The organism is Burkholderia sp. AU31652, from assembly GCF_002223155.1.
Lineage (GTDB): Bacteria > Pseudomonadota > Gammaproteobacteria > Burkholderiales > Burkholderiaceae > Burkholderia.
Window position 1 is genome coordinate 195,649 of record NZ_NKFG01000006.1, and the last position, 20,107, is coordinate 215,755.

The 20,107-nt window shown below is 66.8% G+C and carries 14 protein-coding genes; 4 read left to right on the plus strand and 10 right to left on the minus strand.

Going from position 1 to position 20,107, the window contains the following annotated elements; genetic code table 11:
• Positions 1-18: 18 nt before the first annotated feature.
• Positions 19-1,695: an alkaline phosphatase family protein gene (locus CFB40_RS31025; protein WP_373452698.1), complete on the minus strand. Its 1,677-nt coding sequence runs from the start codon at positions 1,693-1,695 to the stop codon at positions 19-21.
• Positions 1,696-2,013: 318 nt separating this feature from the next.
• Between CFB40_RS31025 and CFB40_RS31035 the strand changes: the two genes are divergently transcribed.
• On the plus strand, positions 2,014-2,238 hold the full coding sequence (locus tag CFB40_RS31035) for a hypothetical protein (RefSeq protein ID WP_027790361.1): 225 nt from the start codon (positions 2,014-2,016) through the stop codon (positions 2,236-2,238).
• A gap of 56 nt (positions 2,239-2,294) precedes the next feature.
• Here CFB40_RS31035 and CFB40_RS31040 read toward each other — a convergent pair whose 3' ends face one another.
• Both CFB40_RS31040 and CFB40_RS31045 read right to left on the minus strand, forming a co-directional pair.
• Positions 2,295-6,098 carry a DUF748 domain-containing protein gene (locus CFB40_RS31040; protein WP_089433457.1) on the minus strand — a complete coding sequence of 1,268 codons (3,804 nt, stop codon included), beginning with the start codon at positions 6,096-6,098 and terminating at the stop codon, positions 2,295-2,297.
• A 148-nt stretch (positions 6,099-6,246) separates the two neighbouring features.
• The gene (locus CFB40_RS31045) at positions 6,247-7,683 is read right to left on the minus strand and encodes a DUF1254 domain-containing protein (protein WP_089428876.1); all 1,437 of its coding nucleotides are present in this window, start codon (positions 7,681-7,683) and stop codon (positions 6,247-6,249) included.
• A gap of 311 nt (positions 7,684-7,994) precedes the next feature.
• Between CFB40_RS31045 and CFB40_RS31050 the strand changes: the two genes are divergently transcribed.
• From CFB40_RS31050 to CFB40_RS31060, 3 genes are all read left to right on the plus strand, one after another.
• Complete coding sequence (locus tag CFB40_RS31050; protein WP_206124945.1) at positions 7,995-8,273, plus strand: toxin HicA; 279 nt, start codon at positions 7,995-7,997, stop codon at positions 8,271-8,273.
• Positions 8,270-8,593: a type II toxin-antitoxin system HicB family antitoxin gene (locus tag CFB40_RS31055; protein ID WP_089428874.1), complete on the plus strand. Its 324-nt coding sequence runs from the start codon at positions 8,270-8,272 to the stop codon at positions 8,591-8,593. The genes CFB40_RS31050 and CFB40_RS31055 overlap by 4 nt, the downstream gene beginning before the upstream one ends.
• Before the next feature lie 215 nt (positions 8,594-8,808).
• A complete protein-coding gene (locus CFB40_RS31060) occupies positions 8,809-11,898 on the plus strand; it encodes a heavy metal translocating P-type ATPase (RefSeq protein ID WP_089433458.1) in 3,090 nt (1,029 codons plus the stop codon).
• 148 nt (positions 11,899-12,046) lie between these two features.
• Here CFB40_RS31060 and CFB40_RS31065 read toward each other — a convergent pair whose 3' ends face one another.
• The 7 genes from CFB40_RS31065 to CFB40_RS31090 form a co-directional block, all read right to left on the minus strand.
• Positions 12,047-12,526: a GNAT family N-acetyltransferase gene (locus tag CFB40_RS31065; RefSeq protein WP_071333859.1), complete on the minus strand. Its 480-nt coding sequence runs from the start codon at positions 12,524-12,526 to the stop codon at positions 12,047-12,049.
• Positions 12,527-12,715: 189 nt separating this feature from the next.
• Positions 12,716-12,871 carry a hypothetical protein gene (locus tag CFB40_RS38850; protein ID WP_006481665.1) on the minus strand — a complete coding sequence of 52 codons (156 nt, stop codon included), beginning with the start codon at positions 12,869-12,871 and terminating at the stop codon, positions 12,716-12,718.
• Between the two features lie 175 nt (positions 12,872-13,046).
• Positions 13,047-14,435 carry a flagellar hook-length control protein FliK gene (locus CFB40_RS31070; protein WP_089433459.1) on the minus strand — a complete coding sequence of 463 codons (1,389 nt, stop codon included), beginning with the start codon at positions 14,433-14,435 and terminating at the stop codon, positions 13,047-13,049.
• Between the two features lie 1,061 nt (positions 14,436-15,496).
• A complete protein-coding gene (locus tag CFB40_RS31075; protein WP_179255327.1) occupies positions 15,497-16,069 on the minus strand; it encodes a LysE family translocator in 573 nt (190 codons plus the stop codon).
• Between the two features lie 57 nt (positions 16,070-16,126).
• On the minus strand, positions 16,127-17,653 hold the full coding sequence (gene ilvA, locus CFB40_RS31080; RefSeq protein ID WP_089433460.1) for a threonine ammonia-lyase, biosynthetic: 1,527 nt from the start codon (positions 17,651-17,653) through the stop codon (positions 16,127-16,129).
• A gap of 7 nt (positions 17,654-17,660) precedes the next feature.
• Positions 17,661-19,262 (minus strand): gamma-glutamyltransferase family protein, encoded by a 1,602-nt coding sequence (locus CFB40_RS31085; protein ID WP_089433461.1) that lies wholly within the window; start codon positions 19,260-19,262, stop codon positions 17,661-17,663.
• A complete protein-coding gene (locus tag CFB40_RS31090) occupies positions 19,259-20,086 on the minus strand; it encodes a thioesterase II family protein (protein ID WP_089433462.1) in 828 nt (275 codons plus the stop codon). The genes CFB40_RS31085 and CFB40_RS31090 overlap by 4 nt, the downstream gene beginning before the upstream one ends.
• Between the last annotated feature and the right edge of the window lie 21 nt (positions 20,087-20,107).

The window sequence follows — 20,107 nt, forward strand, 5'->3', positions numbered from 1 at the left end:
GGGGTCCGGAAACCGTCGTCAGTGCCGTTCGATGCCCAGCCCCGGCAGCACGCCGGTATTCTCGGCCACCACCGCATGCAGCAGGCGCGGGTTCGCGCCGAGCAGCCCGAGGATCGTCGGCGCGACCTGTTTCGTGCCGACCGTGTCGGTCACCGTGCGTGCGCGATGCAGGCCCGGGTACGACACGAGCAGGCCGAGGTGGCTGTCGTCCGGCGCGTTGCCGCCGTGCTCCTCGTCCTTCTTCGTGCTCGACGTGTAGATCACGCCCGGATTCGGCTGGACGATGATGTCCGGCGTGCGGCCGTTGGCCGGATCGCCGAAGCGGTCAGCAAGCGCCGCGCCGTACAGCACGTACGCCTGCGAGCCGTCCGCGCAGATCCCCGGCGCGTTGCAGCTGAGGTTCGCCTTCAGCGTCTGCACCACGGCCGTGCGCTGGTTGCGGTCGCGCAGCCAGATCAGGCCGACGTCGTCGGTCTGCACGAAACCCGTGTCGACCAGGCCGGAGCCGTCGTTCAGGTTGCCCGTCTTCGTGTTGTTCTGGCCGAAGTTGCCGTTCGGGTCGACGTAGTTGTTCGCTTCGAGCAGCTTCGTCAGCGTGTCGCCGTTCTTCACGAGCTTCGTGCGATCGGTCGGCGACTGGCCATGCTTCGCCGTGACGATCACGGCCGTCGACGCATACAGGTTCGCCTGCTTCAGCGCCGCGACGATATGGCCGATCGAGTTGTCGACGTACGTGATCGCGTTCGCGACCTGGCCGTTCGGCGTGAAGTTCGCATCGAGATAGCCGCCGCCCTTCGCGACCGGCGCCTTCTGCGCGACGCTGAGCGTCTGGAAGTTGCCGCCGAACAGCGTCGGCACCGGCGCGCTCTTCGTGCCCGTCGAGTCACGGCCGTTGATCTGGTTGATCAGCGCCTGCACGTGCAGGTTGTCGAACTGCGCGGTATGCGAATAGACGTCGGTGTAGTCCGTCTTCGTCACCGGGTCGATCGAGTTGATCTCGGTGCGCATCAGGTCGTCGACGCCGGTGCCCGACGGCCCGTTCAGCCAGTCGTAGCCCCACGCGTGCTTGTCGGCCCATGCGGTGGTCGCGTTCGGGATGCCGGCCTTCACGGCCTCGAACACGGTGTTGGTCTTCACGTAGTTGTGCGGATAGACCGGCACGCACTTGCCGTTGACCTTCGCGTTCGGGATCGCCTGCGGGTTGAACGCGCCGCCGCCGTCGAGGTGGACGAGCGCGCCGCCGTTCTGGGCATCGATGCCGGTCGTCTCGTCGAACACGACGTTCCAGCCCTGCTTGCCCGAGCAGCTCGTGTCGCCCGGCGCGTACAGGTTGCGATCGTACGACACGTCGTAGAACAGGCCGGCCGTCTTCGGCGAGCCGCCCGTCACGAGCGCGGCGAGGCCCGGGAACGAATCCGACAGGCCCGGCGTATAGGCATTCGTGTACGTCACGCCGCTTTTCGCGAGCACCGCGATGTTCGGGCACGTGTTCGCGCCGATGCAGCGCGCGAGATCCTGCTCGTGCAGGCCGTCGACGCTGATCAGCAGCACGTGCTTCACGACGCGGCTCGCGTGGCCGCGATCCTCGCCCTGACTGTCGCCGTCCTGCTGCGCGGCGTGCGCACCCGCACCGGCGAGCGCCAGCGCGCCTGCCACCATCGCCACCACCTTCCGCTGCTTACCAAGGAAAGACATGATCACCCCACCTCTTCGATTGACGTTGAACTGCGTGACTTGCCATCAGGCGCGCAAGAATATGGGCGCGTCGTGGGTCGCTCGCATGAAGCGGGGCTTTCTGTTTTCTATCAAACGTAACCAATCGCAAGTGACACGAATCGGTCGCAAAGCAAGGTGGCCTGGCGCACATTGCGACGGGGCGCGCTCACCTGCCGGCACTACACCGGTGCATCGGTCAAACCGCCGGCAACGTCATCGGCCGCACGATTTTTTTTCCGGCTTGGCGCACGACTATTGGTGTGTGATAAAGGGTTTTCCCTGACCCGGAGCACGAGTATGTCGACCCTGGAAGCCCTCCGGTTCGTGCTGGACGATGCACGCACCCCCGAAATCATTCGCCACCACGTCGTCGACGCGTTGCAGTACGCGTTGCGCAACTACGGACAGGTGTTCACCGCGAAGGAAGTCGAATGGCTGGCGCAGTGGGACGACGCGCGCCTGCCGCTGGCTGCCAAGAAGGAGTTGGGCAAGCGCGAGGAACCGGCGATCGCCGCGCGCTGAAAAAAACGCGCCGCCGCGCCCGAACGGATGAACGGACGCGGCGGCGGATGGCTCGCTTACTGCAGGCCGAAGTCGACGCGGGTGGTGGCGCCCTTGTCCTCGATGCCCTTCGCATCGAGCTTCGGCGCGACGACGAACACGCGGCTCGAATCGATCTTCCCGTCGAGGTATTGACGCACGGCCTGCGCGCGCTGCTGCGCGAGCGCACGCAGCGCGTTGTCGTCGGCCGGCGCATGGTCGGCGAGCGCCTTCTTCATGTCGGCGTCGGGCAGCGTCTTCTGCAGGCCGATCACGTTGCGCGGCTTCTTGAAGTCGGCGGCCTTGTACGCGCGCGTCAGGTACTTGCTGTACTCGGCCGGCTCGACCTTCACCGACATCGGGTCGATGCTCTCGCCCTGCCCGACCACGTCTCTCAGCTTCTGCTGGCGCACGAGCCGATCGACGTACGCGTCGCCGAGCCCCGACGTGTCCTTCGCCGGATCGACGCGGCCGATCAGGTCGAGGCGGATCGACGGCTTCTCGGTCAGCATCTTCACGACGGTGTCGAGCTTCTTCTGCTGCGCGTCGTCGAGCTGATACGAGCCCGGCGCGAATTCGACGTAGCCGAGATCCTCGCCGCCGCCGCCGAACGCATGCGCGAGCAGCGAGAACGGCGACGTGACGGCCTTCGCGATCAGGTTCAGCACCGCGCGCCAGATCAGCCCGCCGACGCTGAACTCCGGATTCGACAGCGAGCCCGACACCGGCAGGTTCACGTCGATCTGGCCGCGCGTGTTCTTCAGCAGCGAGATCGCGAGCTTCACCGGCAGCCGGGTCGCCGTGTCGTTCTCCACATGGTCGCCGAACGTGAGCTGATCGATGAAGATGTGGTTGTTCGCCTTCAGCTGGTCGTTCGCCAGTTCGTAATGCAGGTCGACGTTGAGCTTGCCCTTCGTGATCGGGTAGCCCGCGTACTTCGCCGAGTACGGCGTCAGGTTGGTCAGCTCGATGTCGTGCGCGGTCGCGGTGAGGTCGAGCGCCGGCTTCTCGGTCAGCGGGTTCACCGAACCCTTGATCGAGATCGGTCCGTTGCCCGCGAGGTTCGCGGCGACGTCGACCGGCGCGGACGTCGTCGAATCCGTGCCGAACGCGCCGACCGTGCCCTTGATCGCGACGAGGTTCGCCGTGTAGTTCGGCTTGATGAAGTTGTCGGTGTACGTCACGCGGCCGTTCTGCAGCAGCAACTCGCCGAAATGCATGCGCACCGGGTTCTGCGGCGGCGGCGCGGCCTTCACGACCACCGTCGCCGAGGCGGCGGCCGGCACGGACGCCTGCTGCGCGGCCGCAGCCGACGCGGCCTGCGCGGCGGCCGGCGGCGTCATGCCCGGCGACAGCGGCACCGGCTCGCCCTTGCTCGCGTCACGCGTGAGCGACTGCGCGGGGCCCGTTTCCTTCGCGACCACGTCCTTCAGGTTCAAACGCCCCTGCGCGTCGAGCAGCACGCGGCCGTAGAAGTTCGAGAACGTCACGCGCGCGGCATCGACGTCGGTGCCCTTCTCGTCGTAGTTCGCCTTCAGGTTCGTCAGTGCGAGCGAGCGCCAGCCCGCGAACGGGTCGGAGGTCGCCTTGTCGAGCATCCGCACGTCGACCAGCGCGACATCGCCGCGATAGGTCGCGCGCGGCGCGCCCTTCACCTGCGCGAACGTCAGGTTGCCCTGCGCGTTGAGCAGCGCACTGGCGATCGTCGCGTTCAGCGCGCTGCCGAAATACGGCTCGAACGCGGCCGCGTCGAGACGGTTGCCGTTGACCTTCAGGCCGAGCTTCAGCGGCTGCGCGGTCACGTCGCCCGTCACGTTCAACGAACCCTTGCGGTTCAGCGTCGCCTTCAGTTGCACGGGCAGCGGCTTGGTCAGGTCGTCGCTGATCTTCTGCACCGACAGGTCCAGCGGCTTGATCGCCAGCTTCACCGGGCGCGGCGTCGACAGGTCGGTGAAGTTCGCGGCAGAATCCTTCACGTTCAGCGCGTCGATCCGGTAATGCCACGACGGCGCGGCGGCCTCGGCCTTGCGCGCGACCGTGCGCTTCGGCACCGCAGCCTGCGCGGGTTCGGCCAGCGACGCGAGGTCGATCTTGCCGTCCTTCAGGCGCTGCACGTCGAGCGCGAGCCCGCTGACGTCGACGCTGGCGATCTCCGCGATGCGCGTGGCCACGTCGACCTTCGCGATCTTCGCGCTCGCGTCGGGCAGCACGATCGCGGGTGCCTTCGCATCGGGCGTCGCGATCTTCAGCGACTTCAGGCTGACCGTGCTGTCGGCAACCTGTGCGGCGAGCGGCGTCTTGCCCCAGTCGGCCTTCGCGTTGACGGTCGCGCCGAGCGTGCCGTCGAGCACGCGCGCCCGCGTCGCCTCGCCGAGGTACGGCTGCAGCGCCGGCAGCGCAAGCGCGGCGACCGTCAGCTTGCTCTCGACCTGCTTCTCCGCGAGATTGAACGAGCCTGCGGCCGTCACGTCGCCGCCGCGCGACAGCGACGTCGACAGCGTGTATTTCGCGGGCGTCTTGCCTTGCATCGTGAAGCCGTCGAGCGTCGCGGCGAGCTTCGTGAGCGACAGCGCGGTCGGCGTCGCCGGCACGCGGTCGTCGACGTTGACCGTGCCGCCGTCGATCGCGAAATGGCGGATCGTCAGGTCGAGCGGCGGCGCCTCCTTCGTTGCAGCTTCGACCTTCGCGCCGCTGGCGGTGGCTGCGACCGCGGCGGAAGCCCCGGTTGCGCCCGACGCCGCCGGCTTGCCTTCGGCGGCCTTCGAGGCGGCTGCCGGCTGCGCGGCGAGCTTCTCGACGTTCAGCACGCCCTGCTTGTCGCGCGCCAGGTCGACCACCGGCTGGTCGATCCGGATCTCGTCGAAATGCATCGCGTTGCGCAGCGGCTCGAGGCTGGCCGCCGCGACGTGCACGCCGCGCGCGGCGAACAGCGGCGCGGACGCATGGTCCGTCACCTTCGCGTCCTTCAGGTCAACGGTGCCCGACACGCGCAGCGCGGGCGTCTCGCCGCTCATCACGAAATTGACCGCGAGGTCGCTGCTCAAGAGGCCGCTCGTCACGGCCACCGGCAGCTTCGCCGGCACGTACGAGATCAGCTTCGGCACGTCGAGGCCGTCGAATTTCAGCGCGATCTCCGATTCGCGCGACTGCGCGAACGGCTTGGTCTTGCCGTCGATTGCGATCGGGCTGCCGTCGAAGCGCGCGCGCAGCTTCGGCTCGACGAAGATGTCGGTCTTCGAGGCCAGCGTCGCGATGTACGGAATGCCGAGCGTCCAGTTGTCGACGACGTGCTTTTCGTTCAGCAGGCGGTCGTCGAAATCGATCCGGCCGTTGTTGACCTGAATGTTCGACACCGAGAACTGTGTCGGCTTGCTTTCGGGTTTCGGCGACGGCGTCGAGAACTTCTCGATCAGGTCGGTGAAGTTGAAGCGCTGCGCGTCGTAGCGGACGATATGAAAACGCGGCGAGTCGAGGCGCACTTCATTGACGATCGGCGCGCCGCGAAACAGCGACGACCACGACGGCCGCACGACGAGCTTCGCGATGTCGATGAAGTCGCCCTGGCCGCCTTTGTCGCCGAGATGGATGCCGTCGGCTTCGAGGTTCAGCGTGTAGGGGTTCAGCGCGATGCGCTGGATCGTGGCGGGCCGGTCGAGCTGCTTGCTCAACTGCTGTTCGGCGATATGGCGGATCAGCGGCGGCGCCGCGAAGAACCCGAGCAGTCCGAATAAAACGATGAAGATCAGCAGGCCGATGCCGATGCGCCGGGCCCGGCGCGAGCGTGTAACGCCACCGAGGGCATGGAGGGTCGAGGGTACGGTTTCTTTGTCTGCGCTTGCCATGCTTGAATGCCTCGGGATGGAATGCCGGGCCGCGCCGGAGAACCGGGCGGCCGCGCACGCTATCCCGAAAGTATAGGCTCAGGAGGTGACGGTACGGGGTTCGGGCGCCGTCGCGCCCGCCGGTCGGACAGCGCCGCCGGTCATCCGTTCATTTCCGGACGATGACGGGCGGCATCCACGACCCGTCGCTCGCCTGCGGCTTCGGCGCGTACAGGCGCAATGCGAGTGCGAAATCGGCGCGCGGCGCCGGCAGCCAGTTGGCCGCATGCGTGCCGCCCGGCGACGCCGACACGACGATGTCGATCGAGCCGTCGTGGTTGCGGCGCAACCGGTCGCGATCGCCGAGCGAGCGACGTGCCGACCCGACGTCGGGCAGCGCGCCGTTGGTCGAATAGGGTGTGAGCGTCCAGAACGCGCGCACCGGCGGCAGCGCGCCCGGCGCGAAATGCAGCACGTAGCGGTTCGCGCCGTTCAGCGGATGGCCGTCGCTGTCGACGCGGACGACCGCGAGCGTTTCGTCGTCGCGCGTCGCGGTGCCGAACTGCGTGTAGGCCGCGTACGCGCGCAGCGTGTAGTCCTGGCCGTACTTGCCGGCCGTATCGCCGATCCAGCTCCAGCCGTTCGCGTTCAGCAGGTTCGACGGCGGGGTCGAGAGCCGCGCGCGCGCCTCGGCGACGCCGGCCGTCGCGGCCGCGAGGCGGTCGCCCGTCCACAGCACCGGGTAGCCGGCCGACACGCCGATGTCGCCGAGCAGTTCCTGTGCGTGCGCATCGTCGGCCGGCGCCGGGTTGTCCTGCAGCGCCTGCGCGAAGCGCGTGAAGAACGCCTTCGGATCGAGTGCGGCCACCTGCTCGGCCGGCGTGCCGCCGCCCACCGCTTCGGACGGCGCGCTGCCCGCATGCACCGCGACCGACGCGCCGCGCGCCGCGCCCGTGTAGACGGACAGCGGCACCACGCGGATCGCGCGCTGCAGTTTCTTCACGTTCGTCAGGTCGCGCCCGCCGCTCGTCTGCAGCCGGACTTCGAGCCACGCATTGGCCGACGGCACGTCGATCCGGACCGCGCCCTTCGGCAGCGTGCCCTGCCAGTCCTTCGCGGCGAAGGCAATCGTTTGCGATCGCGCGCCGCCGCGTGCCCCGCGTGCGGCCACGCTCGACGACGACCACAGCACGTTCGTCCACATGTCGAGTGCGCGCGCATCCCAGTAGCGGCCGCGCGTGTCGGGCAACGTGACGATCACCGGTTCGGTCGCGACGTCGAGCCAGCCGGTCGAGTCGAGCGTGTCGACGCCCGGCAGCGGCGGATTGACCGCGCCGACGGGCGGCAGCGCCTGCGCATGGCGCAGCGTGTTGAGCGGCGCCTGCCCCGGTTGCGCGCCGTCGCCGCCCGTCGCCGCTTCCTTCGCGACGTCCATCAGCACGAGCGGATACGCGTAGACATAGGAGTCGGCGACTTCCGCGCGCATCCAGCCGGTTTTCCGCTGGATTGCGTCCGGTTGCGACGCGCACCCCGCTAGCAACGCCATGATGGCGAGCGACGCGCACGCGCGCCGCAGAGAAACTGATTCCTGCTGGTTTTCAATCATCGATTACTGGCCGAATATCGTTCTTTTCAGTCAACGCCTTGTTCGACTTGCGAATGGCGAAAGCAAGGCACCCCAGCCTGCCCGGACAACCGTCTCGCTACGGTTCATAACGGTGGGCGCTGATGTCAGGCCGGTATCATAGCGCCTCAGGGCATCCCCCAATATGCCGATTAGCGGGTGGCGCGTATTCGCGGGCTGACCGGTCCCAAATGTTTCGCCGGATCTTCAGGAAAATTGGGGCGGCATTGAGGCGATGTCGGCCGACTTCGGATCGGTCTCAGTAGCGATTGAGTTGCCATCTGGATTGACAGATGGTGTCACTATTGACACCATTCAGCATGGCAAGCGATTGGAAGATCCTCGAACAAATGAGGCGCGAGCCCGCGAATGTGCGATTCGGCGATCTGTTCAAGGTCTGCGAGGCACACTTCGGCCAGGCCCGCCAATCCGGTTCGAGCCACGCCATTTTCAAGACACCGTGGCAAGGCGATCCTCGAGTGAATATCCAGAACGATCGCGGGAAAGCCAAGGCCTATCAGGTGCGGCAGGTTCTCGACGCGATCGACCGACTGAAGGAACAGAAATCATGACTCAAGACCACTTTACGTACCGCGTAACGTGGTCCCCGGAGGACGGGGAGCACGTCGGCCTGTGCGCGGAGTTCCCGTCTCTTTCGTGGCTCGCCGCGACGCCGGAAGGCGCGCTCGCCGGCATCCGCCGGCTCGTTGCCGATGTCGTGCGCGACATGACCGCGAACGGCGAAAAGGTGCCCGAACCGATCGCCGACCGAACCTATAGCGGTGAATTCAAGGTCCGCATCCCGCCGCAGGCTCACCGCGCGCTGGTGATCCAGGCCGCCGAACAAGGCGTCAGCCTGAACCGTCTCGCCAGCGCCAAGCTCTGCGCGTAGCCACGCGATCGCGTGCAAGCCCGTGACGCCCGGCTTTTCTCGCGGAAGCCGGGCGTTCGCTTTTTCCGGGCCGTGGCACCCTGTGAACAAGGATGGCCTTGAGCCGATCCGCCCGCCTTGCATCGCATGCATCACGCACCGCTTGACCTTACCATCATGGGAATGTTGATACTGGGATCATTGGCGGCATGAGCCGCGCATTCAGGGAATCCGACATGACTGAATCACTTGCCTCCGCAGCGCTGCATACGACCGAGCTGAGCATTGACGGCATGCATTGCGGCGGCTGTACGGGCCGCGTGCAACAGGCGCTGGCCGCGGTGCCGGGCGTCGTCGACGCGGCAGTTGACCTCGACACGCACACGGCGACTGTGACTGCGCAGGAAACGGTAGGAGCCACACAACTCGTCGAGGCGGTCGACGCAGCCGGCTACCGCGCCGCCGTGCGCGACCCGCTGCTCGAAGACGCCACGACGCCGCATGCCCATCCTGTCGAAGCATCGCCCGCACCGCTGGCCGCAGCCGCTTCCACGACCCGCCACCCGCTTCCGGCCGACAGCACCACCATCGAACTCGAGATCGACGGGATGACCTGTGCATCGTGCGTGTCGCGCGTCGAAAAAGCGCTGGCGAAGGTGCCGGGTGTCACGCGCGCGTCGGTCAATCTCGCGACCGAGCGCGCCACCGTCGATGCCGCGGCGAACGTTTCCGCCGCGCAGCTGGTGGACACCGTGAAGCAGGCCGGCTACGGCGCGACGCCGACGGTAACGGAGGCCGGCGTCGCCGCGTTCGCGCCTTCGTCGCCTGCCGCGCCCGCCAGCATCGAACTCGAGATCGACGGGATGACGTGCGCGTCCTGCGTATCGCGTGTCGAAAAGGCGCTGGCGAAGGTGCCGGGCGTCACGCGCGCGTCGGTCAATCTCGCGACCGAACGGGCTACCGTCGACGCCGCGCCCGATGTGACCGCCGTACAACTCGCCGAAGCCGTGAAACAAGCCGGCTATGGCGCGACGCCGGTGGCCGGCGCCGCGATCCCGCCGGCAGCCTCCGCCGCCTCCGCCGATCTCGAACTCGACATCGGCGGAATGACCTGCGCATCCTGCGCCGGCCGCGTCGAAAAGGCGCTGGCCGCCGTGCCGGGCGTCGCGCGCGCTTCCGTCAACCTCGCAACCGAGCGTGCGTCGGTGCACGGCGCCGGCGCGCTCGACGCCGCCACGCTGATCGCGGCCGTCACCACGGCCGGCTACCGCGCGTCGCTCTCCGCCGCATCATCAGCCGGCGCCACCGCCGGGGCTGACGCGCAACCGACCCGCCCCGCGCAAGACCCGGACACCCGCAAGCACCTCGAAGCGATTCGCGAACGCGATCTCGTGATCTGGTCCGCCGTGCTGAGCGCGCCCCTTGTCGCACCGATGCTCGTCGCGCCGTTCGGCATCGACCTGATGCTGCCCGGCTGGCTCCAGCTCATGCTCGCGTCGATCGTCCAGTTCGGCTACGGCGCGCGCTTCTATCGCGCGGCCTGGCATGCGGTGAAGGCGCGCACCGGCAACATGGACCTGCTCGTCGCGCTCGGCACGTCGGCCGCGTACGGGCTGAGCCTGTGGATGCTGCTGCGCGCCCCCCTGCATCCCGGCCACCTGTATTTCGAGGCGTCGGCCGTCATCGTCACGCTGGTGCGCTTCGGCAAGTGGCTCGAGTCGCGCGCGAAGCGCCAGACCACCGACGCGATCCGCGCGCTGAACGCGCTGCGTCCCGACCGCGCGCGCGTCGTCGAGTACGGCGTCGAGCGCGACGTGCCGCTGGCGCAGGTACGCGTCGGCACCCACGTCAGCATCCGTCCCGGCGAGCGCGTGCCGGTCGACGGCCGGATCGTGTCGGGCCGCTCGCACATCGACGAATCGCTGATCACCGGCGAAAGCCTGCCCGTGCCGAAGGAGGACGGCGACGCCGTCACGGCCGGCTCGATCAACGGCGAAGGCGCGCTCGTCGTCGAAACCACCGCGATCGGCGCGGAGACGACGCTCGCACGCATCATCCGCCTCGTCGAATCCGCGCAGGCCGAGAAGGCGCCGATCCAGCGGCTCGTCGATCGCGTGAGCGAGGTGTTCGTGCCGGCGATCCTCGGCATTGCCTTGCTGACGCTGGTCGGCTGGCTGATCGCCGGCGCCGGCACCGAAACCGCGATCCTCAACGCGGTCGCGGTGCTCGTCATCGCGTGCCCGTGCGCGCTCGGCCTCGCGACGCCCGCCGCGATCATGGCCGGCACGGGCGTCGCGGCCCGGCACGGCGTGCTGATCAAGGATGCGCAGGCGCTCGAACTCGCGCAGCGCACGACCGTGATCGCGTTCGACAAGACCGGCACGCTGACCGAAGGCAAGCCATCCGTGACCGCGTTCGAAGCGGTCGACGTGCCGCATGACGAAGCGCTCGCGCTCGCGGCGGCGGTGCAGCGCCAGAGCGACCATCCGCTCGCGCGCGCCGTGGTCGCCGCGCACGATGCCGACCTGGCCGCACGCGGCGGTGCGGTACCGTCGCCCGTCGCCGCCGATGCCCGTGCGGTGGCCGGACGCGGCGTGGAAGCGCGCGTCGGCGGACAGTTGCTCGCGCTCGGCAGCACGCGCTGGCGCGACGAGCTCGGCATCGCGGCGGCGCCCGCGCTCGACGCACGCGCGGCGGAGCTCGAGCGCGCGGGCAACACGATCTCGTGGCTGATGCGCGCCGACGCGCCGCGCGCGTTGCTCGCGCTGATCGCTTTCGGCGACACCGTGAAGCCGGGAGCCCGCGACGCGATCGCGGCGCTGTCGGCGCGCGGCGTCGCGAGCGTACTCGTGACGGGCGACAACCGCGGCAGCGCGGCCGCCGTCGCGGCGTCGCTCGGGATCGGCGAGGTGCATGCGCAGGTGCTGCCCGACGACAAGGCGCGTGTCGTCGCCGAGCTGAAGCGCACGCACGGCGGAATCGTCGCGATGGTCGGCGACGGGATCAACGATGCGCCCGCGCTCGCAGCGGCCGACGTCGGCATCGCGATGGCGACCGGCACCGACGTCGCGATGCATACGGCCGGCATCACGCTGATGCGCGGTGACCCGGCGCTCGTCGCCGACGCGATCGACATCTCCCGACGCACGTACCGGAAGATCCAGCAGAACCTGTTCTGGGCGTTCGTCTACAACCTGGTCGGCGTGCCGCTCGCGGCGCTCGGCTTGCTGAACCCGGTGATCGCAGGCGCGGCGATGGCGTTTTCGAGCGTCAGCGTCGTGACCAACGCGTTGCTGTTGCGGAGATGGAAGGGGCGCGCGCGGTGACGTGTGCCGGTGACGGGTGCCGAACGGCCAAATGGCCGTTCGGCGCTTGGCGCTTGGCGAACAGGAAGGATCGTGAGGTCGGCCGGCATTGGCCGATCGCGGCGGGTCGAACCGCCAGCGCACGACGACGCGGCGCCGGCCGGTGGCTTCAGTCCGAAATGACTGGCTTGATCAAGGTCGTCGTGATCGGCGCGAAGCCGCACGCACGATACAGCGCACGGGCCGCCGCGTTGTGATTGAACACCGACAGCCCGATCTCGGTGACGCCGTACCGGCGTGCCTCGGCATCGAGCGCCTCGAGCGTACGCGTGGCCCAACCCTGGCGGCGCCGGGACGGGGCGATGTCGAGGTCGTAGATGAACAGCGTGCGGTTCGGCCCTTCAGGCACGATCGCGTACCAGAGGTCGCCCACCGCGTCGCCGCTGGCGCCGTCGATGAGCACGACGAGGGTCTGGCCGGAGGTACGCAGGCCGTCCGGCAGCAGCGTGTCGAAACAGGCGCGCGCCCGGCTGGCCGCGTCTTCGACAGCATTTTGTCCGGATGAAACGAGATCGCTCGCGTAGCCGTCGATGGCTCGCGTGCGGTACGCGTGGAATTCGCTGGCCGTCATCGGCCGCATCTGCAGCATGGCCCGGTCACCGTGTACGGAATCGGACTTCCAGTGTAGCGGGACGGTCGCGCCGGCGCGCGATGCGGCGGCGGAAAGCGGACAGGCAGGTGCGGCAAGCGCCGCGCTGACAGCGAATCAGCGAATCAGCGAATCAGCGAATCAGCGAATCAGCGAATCAGCGAATCAGCGAATCAGCGAATCAGCGAATCAGCGACGGTACAGGACGATAGGCACGAGGTGCGCACGGCGCACGCGCTCGGCCTCGGCACGACGCGCAGCGTACGAGTATTCGGCGTCGAGCGGCAGGTGCGGGGACACGAAAAGGTCGTCGATCTTTTGCAGCAGGGCGAGGATGAAGCTCATGTGAGACTCCTGACAGATGTGGCTAGGGTTTTCCCTTAGATGGACTCCATTCTAAGGGTTTTCCCTGAACTCTGCCAGCGCACAGCATCAGTTTGCCGCATGCGCATGACGGCCGATCGCCGATACATCACGACGATCCTTGCTTCATCTGGCTCCCAGGATAGGGTCGAAACAATTAACGCGTGCGGCGAGCGCGCTTCGCGACGGCCGCTTCGCGGTTCGCGTTGCGCTGAAGCCGGTCGACCTGAGACAGAAGCGCTTCGTGATGCTCCTCGAGCGTCATCAGCGTTGCCTGCTGCGTCGACAGATCGGCCGCAAGGCGATCGATCCGCTGCTGCTTCGTGGCGACGTCCTGCTTCAGGTGCGCGATCTGCCGCGTCTGCATCACCAGCGCGACGAGTCCGGCCAGCACGACGACGGCCAACGCCAGCAGCAGGCGATTGACGCGGCGCATCTCGCGATCGGCCGTACGCGTCAAGCCGTCCACATCGGCCTGCAGTGCGGCCAGTCGGTCGGTCAGCGGGCGCAGGTGCGTATCCGGATCGAAGGCCGGCGCGGCCGGTTGCGTGCGCTCCGCCGACGGCTTCGTGACAAAGGAGGCAGCGGAAGCCAGCGGCTGGGTGACCGGAGATACGGTGGCGTCGGTCCGCGGCGCGGCGTCATGGGCCTTCGCGGTGTTGGCGGTGTTCGCCGTGTTCGCGGCAATCACCGGCTTGGCCGGCTGCGCCGACGTCTGCGGCTCGACCGTCGTCACCGGGCTCGCCCCGGCCGCCTCCGGCACCGTGCCAACGCTCGACACGACCGGCGCGGATTGCTCCGTTGTCGCTTCGCTTGCACCGGCAGCCGTCCGGCGTTTGCCGCCCGACGACGCACGGCGTTCCTTCGCGGCGTCACCGGAGGATCGCCCTTCGCGGGATTTAACGGCGGCGGCAGCAGCAACAACAACAGCCTTCTCGACTTCACCATCAGCCGCTTGAGATCCGGTCGACTTCGCCTCAACACCATCGGTTGCTTGCAGCTTGGTCGCCACCGTTGCGGCGCCATCGCCCGCAGGCATGTCGCCGGCTTTCGTTGCAACGCCATCAGCCAGGGGAATATCGACCGCCGTCATCGCAGCCGCGCCAGAAGCCGGCACGACGTCAACGTTTGCGTCACCACCACCTTCAGGCGACGAAACGGCATGCGTTACCGTCGCGACTTCAGGCGTCACTGCACCTTCCGCTGCTTCCACATGTCCTGCCGCGGCCAGCCCATCCGGCGCACTGAACCCGTCCAGCGCAGCCTGCCGCCCGGACGCCACATCGTCCGCGACATCGACTGCCGCCTCGGCTTGCGCGCCCGCTTCGTCACGCGCCGCAGCCGGCACGCGCTCGCCCGGCTCGAGCACCGGATCGCCGAACAGGTCGAGCGTCCGTTCGTCTCGCGACGCGTCGCCGGCCGGCGCATTGCCGGACCGCACCGTCGCCCTCGCGGACGTACTGCCCGCGGCAGCAGCCGAGCGCGGGCGCGAACGGGCCGACGAACGATTGGAACGGGAGCGAGGCGAGGAAACGGATTCGGTCACTTCTGCCAAATTACTGTCCAAGAACATCTATCGAATTCCAACTATCTCTAAACAAATCAATAATTTGCATCATCAACCTGTCCATTTTACGCTGACAGAATTCCACCCTATCCAGTGATTTCCGATGGGCGATGTGATGGGCCTGAAACCGATGCTAACCGACAAACAAGCCAAAACGCTCAAACCACCCGACAAACCCGGCTTCGACGGAAAAGTGACCGGACTACTGAGCGGCGCAGACCGCATCGACCCGCGCAATCGGGATCAAGAGGCGCCAGTGTTGCGGCGGCCCTTGCGTTCGAGCAAGCCGCCCGCCAAGTCCACGACGAACGTGAGCCCGGGTGAACGAGTAAAAAGCATGCAATCCACTGGATCAGCAGCCTGGAAGGCGACGTCTTTCCCAGGCTCGGTAACCGGAAGCTCGACGCGATTGGCCCGGGCGACTTGTGCAGACGCCCTACGCCCGATCTGGCTGACGAAGACTGTTACAACCTGCCGTACTCGTCAACGCATGCAGCCGTCATGCAGTGGATGCGGGCACACGGTCACATCGCGGCGAATCCTGTCATGGCAGTCGACTACACCCCTCCAAAACAGTCGACCCAAGCGACACACCAACCGGCAATGCCGTGGCCCCTGGTGCCGCAATTCGTCGCGACTCACCTTGCCCAGCACACACCGGGTCGAACGAAAGGCCCGGATCCAGGTGCACTGTTTTACCCAACTGCGACATGCCACAGGACTCGACGTCCTGCCGCGTGCCGGCACCACCAAAAAGAAAATTGCTTCCGGTGTGAGGTCAATGCTGGAATGGGTGCGGCGCTCGATGGCAAGGTCGACGATGTCACCAACCCGATGTCGACCGAGGGCCTGGCTGATCCAGCCGGGGGGCGGACTGCGCGCACGCTAACGCCGGCGCAGCGCTCCGTCGATACCGACGTGAGGCAGTGCATCAGCCGAAAGCCTTGACGCGAGCGCTCGCGAATTGCGGGAGCGTATCCGGGACATCTGCACCCGCAAAGGCCGCCCCCTCAATGGCGAGCGGCACGGTCACCGGACACTCATTTGACGAGTGAATACAGCAGGGTTCCGGAAAACAACACCAGCAGCATCGACGCAGAACGAAGCAGCGTCGTAATATGCCGCGGCCCGGATGCCAGGACGCTCGTCACGCGCCCCAGGCTGGCCCAGCCCGTCCCGATGGGCACGAGCACCAGCAGAAACGCACCGAATGCCACGACCCCGTTGCCGGCATCATGAAACGCCTGCAATGGAAACGCCGTGCTGGCCAGCAGAAAGGCCTTCGGATTCAACAGCGTGGCGACGAACAGGTTCCGCCACGTCACGGCCTTCGCGCGTTTGTCCCCTTCCATCCGGCCCTGCGTCCACATGTTGACCGCCAGCAACAGCAGGTACGACGAACATGCGACCTTGATCACGGTCAGGACGTGAGGATGCGCCGCGGCGAACGTCAGTAGCGAAAATCCCCACACGGAGATGGCGATGACATAGCCTGCCGCCTCGGCCAGCACGAGCGGCAGCGTTCGCGCCAGGCCGACACTGATGCCCGATGAAAACAGCAACGTGTTGGTCGGCCCCGGGACAACCAGCACCAGAACCGCGTAAAAACACATCGTGATCAATTGGTGAGTATTCAACGTAGCCTCGAACGACGTGTCAGCCGCTTTTTATCAGTATTCCGGATGATGAAGCGATGCCAGATACGGCCGCGCATCGGTCTGTTCGCTGAACTCGAAATTCGTCGCTTCCAGCGCACGGGTCAGCCGGGACGAATCGGCGCGATCGCATCGAATCCCGATCAGCACCCGCCCGTAGTCGAACCCTTCGTTACGATAGTGGAACAGGCTGATATCCCACGCATCGTCGAGTGTCAGCAGGAACTCCAGCAACGCGCCGCGGCGCTCCGGAAACATCACCTGAAAGAGCTTTTCCTGCTCGAGATGCCATGCGTCCGCGCCGACGAGCTGATGGCCATACGTCTTCCACAACGTACTGCCGCCAAGATCCGTGGCCCGGTAGCCAGCCGTTTCCAGGTCGTGAATGATGCTTTGCGCGTCCTCGGCACCCGGCGTCTGCACCCCCACAAAAACCTGCGCTTCGCGTCCGGTCGTGCGGCGGTAGTCGAATGCCGTCACGACACGCTCGCCGAGCTGCTCGATGAGTGCGCGAAAACTCCCGGGACGCTCGGCGATCGATACGGCAAGACGCACCTCCCGGTGTTCACCGATCGTCGAGCGCTCGGCGATATAGCGCAGCTGATCGAAATTCATGTTGGCCCCGGACGCAATCGCAACCAGCGTCGCCCCCTGCAGCTGTTCGCGCTGCTGCCAGGCCTTCAATCCGGCGAGCGCCAGTGCGCCCGACGGTTCGAGAATCGAGCGGGTATCGACGAAGACGTCCTTGATCGCCGCGCAGACTTCGTCGTTGTTCACCAGCACGATGCCGTCCAGATACTGCTTGCACAACGCGAAACTGTGCGCCCCGACCTGGCGTACCGCCACACCGTCGCAAAAGCGACCGACGTGTGCGAGCCGCACCGGCGCGCCGCCGGCGAGCGCCTGACTCATGCTGTCGGCATCGTTCGGCTCCACGCCGAAAATCCTGATCTGCGGCTTCACGCGCTTGACGTACGCGCAAATGCCGGCAGCCAGCCCTCCGCCGCCGATCGGCACGAAAATCGCATCGAGCTGGGTCGTCTGCTGCAGAATCTCCATCCCGACGGTGCCCTGCCCCGCAATCACATGAGGATGGTCGAACGGTGGCACGAAAGTACGCTTTCGATCGTTCGCGCAGGACAGCGCGGCATCGCACGCGTCGTCGAAATTGTCACCGCACAGCACCACCTCGGCACCGTAGCGCTTCACGGCCTGCACCTTGATCGCAGGCGTCGTGTGAGGCATGAACACGCTGGCCTTGCAGCCCAGCGTGTGCGCCGCGAGCGCCACGCCTTGCGCGTGATTGCCGGCCGAAGCGGTCACCACCCCGCGCGCGAGCGCGTCGCTCGACAGCCGTGCCATCAGCGTGTAGGCACCCCGCACCTTGAAGCTGAAACTCGGCTGCATGTCCTCGCGCTTGAGCAACACACGACTGCCGAAACGCTCGGAAAGCCGGGACAGGCATTCGAGCGGCGTCTTGACCGCGACGTCGTAGACGGGTGCGTTCAAAATACCGGTCAGATAGTTGAATTCTGCATGCATGGCGTGATCAATCATGAACTGGATCGTGGCGGTCCCGACGTGTGTCGCGCTCCGCCGCTGCCGCCGACCATGGCGACGAGACGAACGCACCGCCCGTCAGCTGTCGGGTTTCCGCATGGCGCAGTACGACGTTAGGGCAACCGAACAGGTTCGGCGCGATCAGGTTGGCCGCGCGCCGAACCTCGTGCGTCGCGCCGATCGCATTCACGACCGATGCTTCGATACGCTCGTCGACCGTGACCCACGGGTCGCCGCTCACGTCCAGGCGCGGGAAGTGAATCGCGTCCTCGACCGACATGCCGCAATCGACCAGATACGCAATGAGCTGCATGACGGCCGGCATGATCCGTCGACCACCCGACGCGCCCAGCGCAAGCACGTCGCCACTCGCTCGCCGGATCACCGTCGGGCACATGTTCGACAGCGGCACCGCACCGGGCTTGATCGAGTTGGCGTTCCCCGGCCGGGGATCGAACCACATGACGGCATTGTTCGTGACGATGCCGGTTTGCGGCAACGTCACTTTCGAGCCAAACATCGACAATAACGTCTGTGTCAACGCGACCGCGTTGCCATGTCGGTCGACGACACTGATATGCGTCGTGCACGTACCGCGTCGTGCGTCGTCCGTGGGCGCCCCGGCGCCGATACGCTCGGCATAGGTCTGCGCCAGCGCGTCGGCAATGCGCGAAAAGAATCGCGCGTCCGGAACCGCCATGTCGTCGCCGGCCGGTTGCCGTGCGAACAGCGATAGCGCGCGGGCCAGCGCCGGCCCCGCGGTCAGTTCCGATGAGGTCAGGATGGTCGCATCCCGGTAGCACAGTGCTTCGATCTGCTTGATCTCCGCGCCATAGGCGGCCAGATCGTCGATGCACAGGCGCGATCCCACCGCCGCGAAATCGGCAGCGATCCGGCGGGCAAGCGCGCCGCGGTAAAAATCCTCGCCGCCCCGTTCGGCAAGCGCCTCCAGCGTGGCGGCCTGATGCTCGAGCATGATGGGCGGGGCGGCGCCGGACCAGTCCGACGCGGGCACGTGCCCACCGGGCAGATAGCATGCCGCGCTCGCCGGATAACGTGCGAGCCCCGGGGCAGCCGACGCCACCTTCAAGGTCAGATACCAATCGACTTCGAGCCCCTCGCGGGCACAGCGAACCGCCGGCTCCACGAGCCGCCGCCACGGGAGCGAACCGAACTCACGGTGGGCCAGCGTCATGCCGGCAACCTGCCCCGGCACACCGATTGAAAACGGGCCTTCGAGATTTCGATCGTCGACGACCGCGGGCCACCCGAACATGCCCCGTGCGGATTCTCCGGTCAGGCGATAGTCGTCGGGCTCGAGCGCCAACGGGGCCTTCGCCGCGAAGTCGATGTTGAATGCGGTTCCGTCGGCCGGCGCGACGACCATATGCCCCACGCCGCCCAAGCCGCTTTGCCAGGGTTCGAGCACACCGATTGCAAAGCTCGCGGCGATCGCCGCGTCGATGGCGTTACCGCCCTCCTCCAGCACCGCTGCCCCGATGCGTGATGCCTTGTAGTGCTGACTGACAACGATGCCGCCGGAAGCCGAAACCACGGGTTTCCTGATCTGCCAGTTTTCAAAATGAGTCACTTCATGCCTCTGTCGTGATTGAGGGCGCACGTGACGCGTGCGGGCGAAGCCGGGCTGCCGTGACAAGGCTGCAGCGTCCGCAGGACGATCGTGGCCAGGTGATCCAGTACGGCCTGCATTGCCGATTGAATGAAAAAATGCCCACCGTCGAAGCGCGTGATCGAAAATTGCGCCGACGTGAATACCTGCCACGCCAGCGCATCCGCTTCCGACACCAGTTCGTCGTCCTTCCCGGCGAGCACGTGGATCGGTATGCCCAGGTCGCGCGGCGTACTGCGCCACGTTTCCCGGCACTGCAGATCGGCACGGATGGTCGGCATGAAGGTGTCGATGAAGTCTCTGCGCTCGAGCGCGACGGCCGGCAACCCGTTGAGGCGTATCAACGCGTCGATCAACGCATCGCGCGGAAGGATGTGCAGCACGTGCTCGCGGCGCAGCGGCAGGTGCGGCGCGGCACATGCGGACGCGACGAGTGCGGTCGGACGACGTCCCAAGTCGACGAGCCGACGTGCCAGCTCGACCGCGATGACGGCCCCCATGCTGTGGCCGAACAGCGCGAAAGGAATGTCCGCGCGGTCGCTGACGACACGAACCAGCTCATCGACGACGGCATCCATGTGCGTCAGCGCAGGTTCGGAAAACCGGCCCCCCCGCCCGGGCAACTCGATCGCGCACACCTCGAGGTTCGCCGGCAGCGCCTGCCGCCAACCGGCAAAAATAGAGGCACTGCCGCCCGCGTAGGGCAGGCAATAAATCCGCGCGTCAGGTTTACCGTGCGCGGAAAAAGACACGAGACCGCGGCTCGACTTGACGATTTCCGGCATGGCGAATGCGCTCGATCGAGC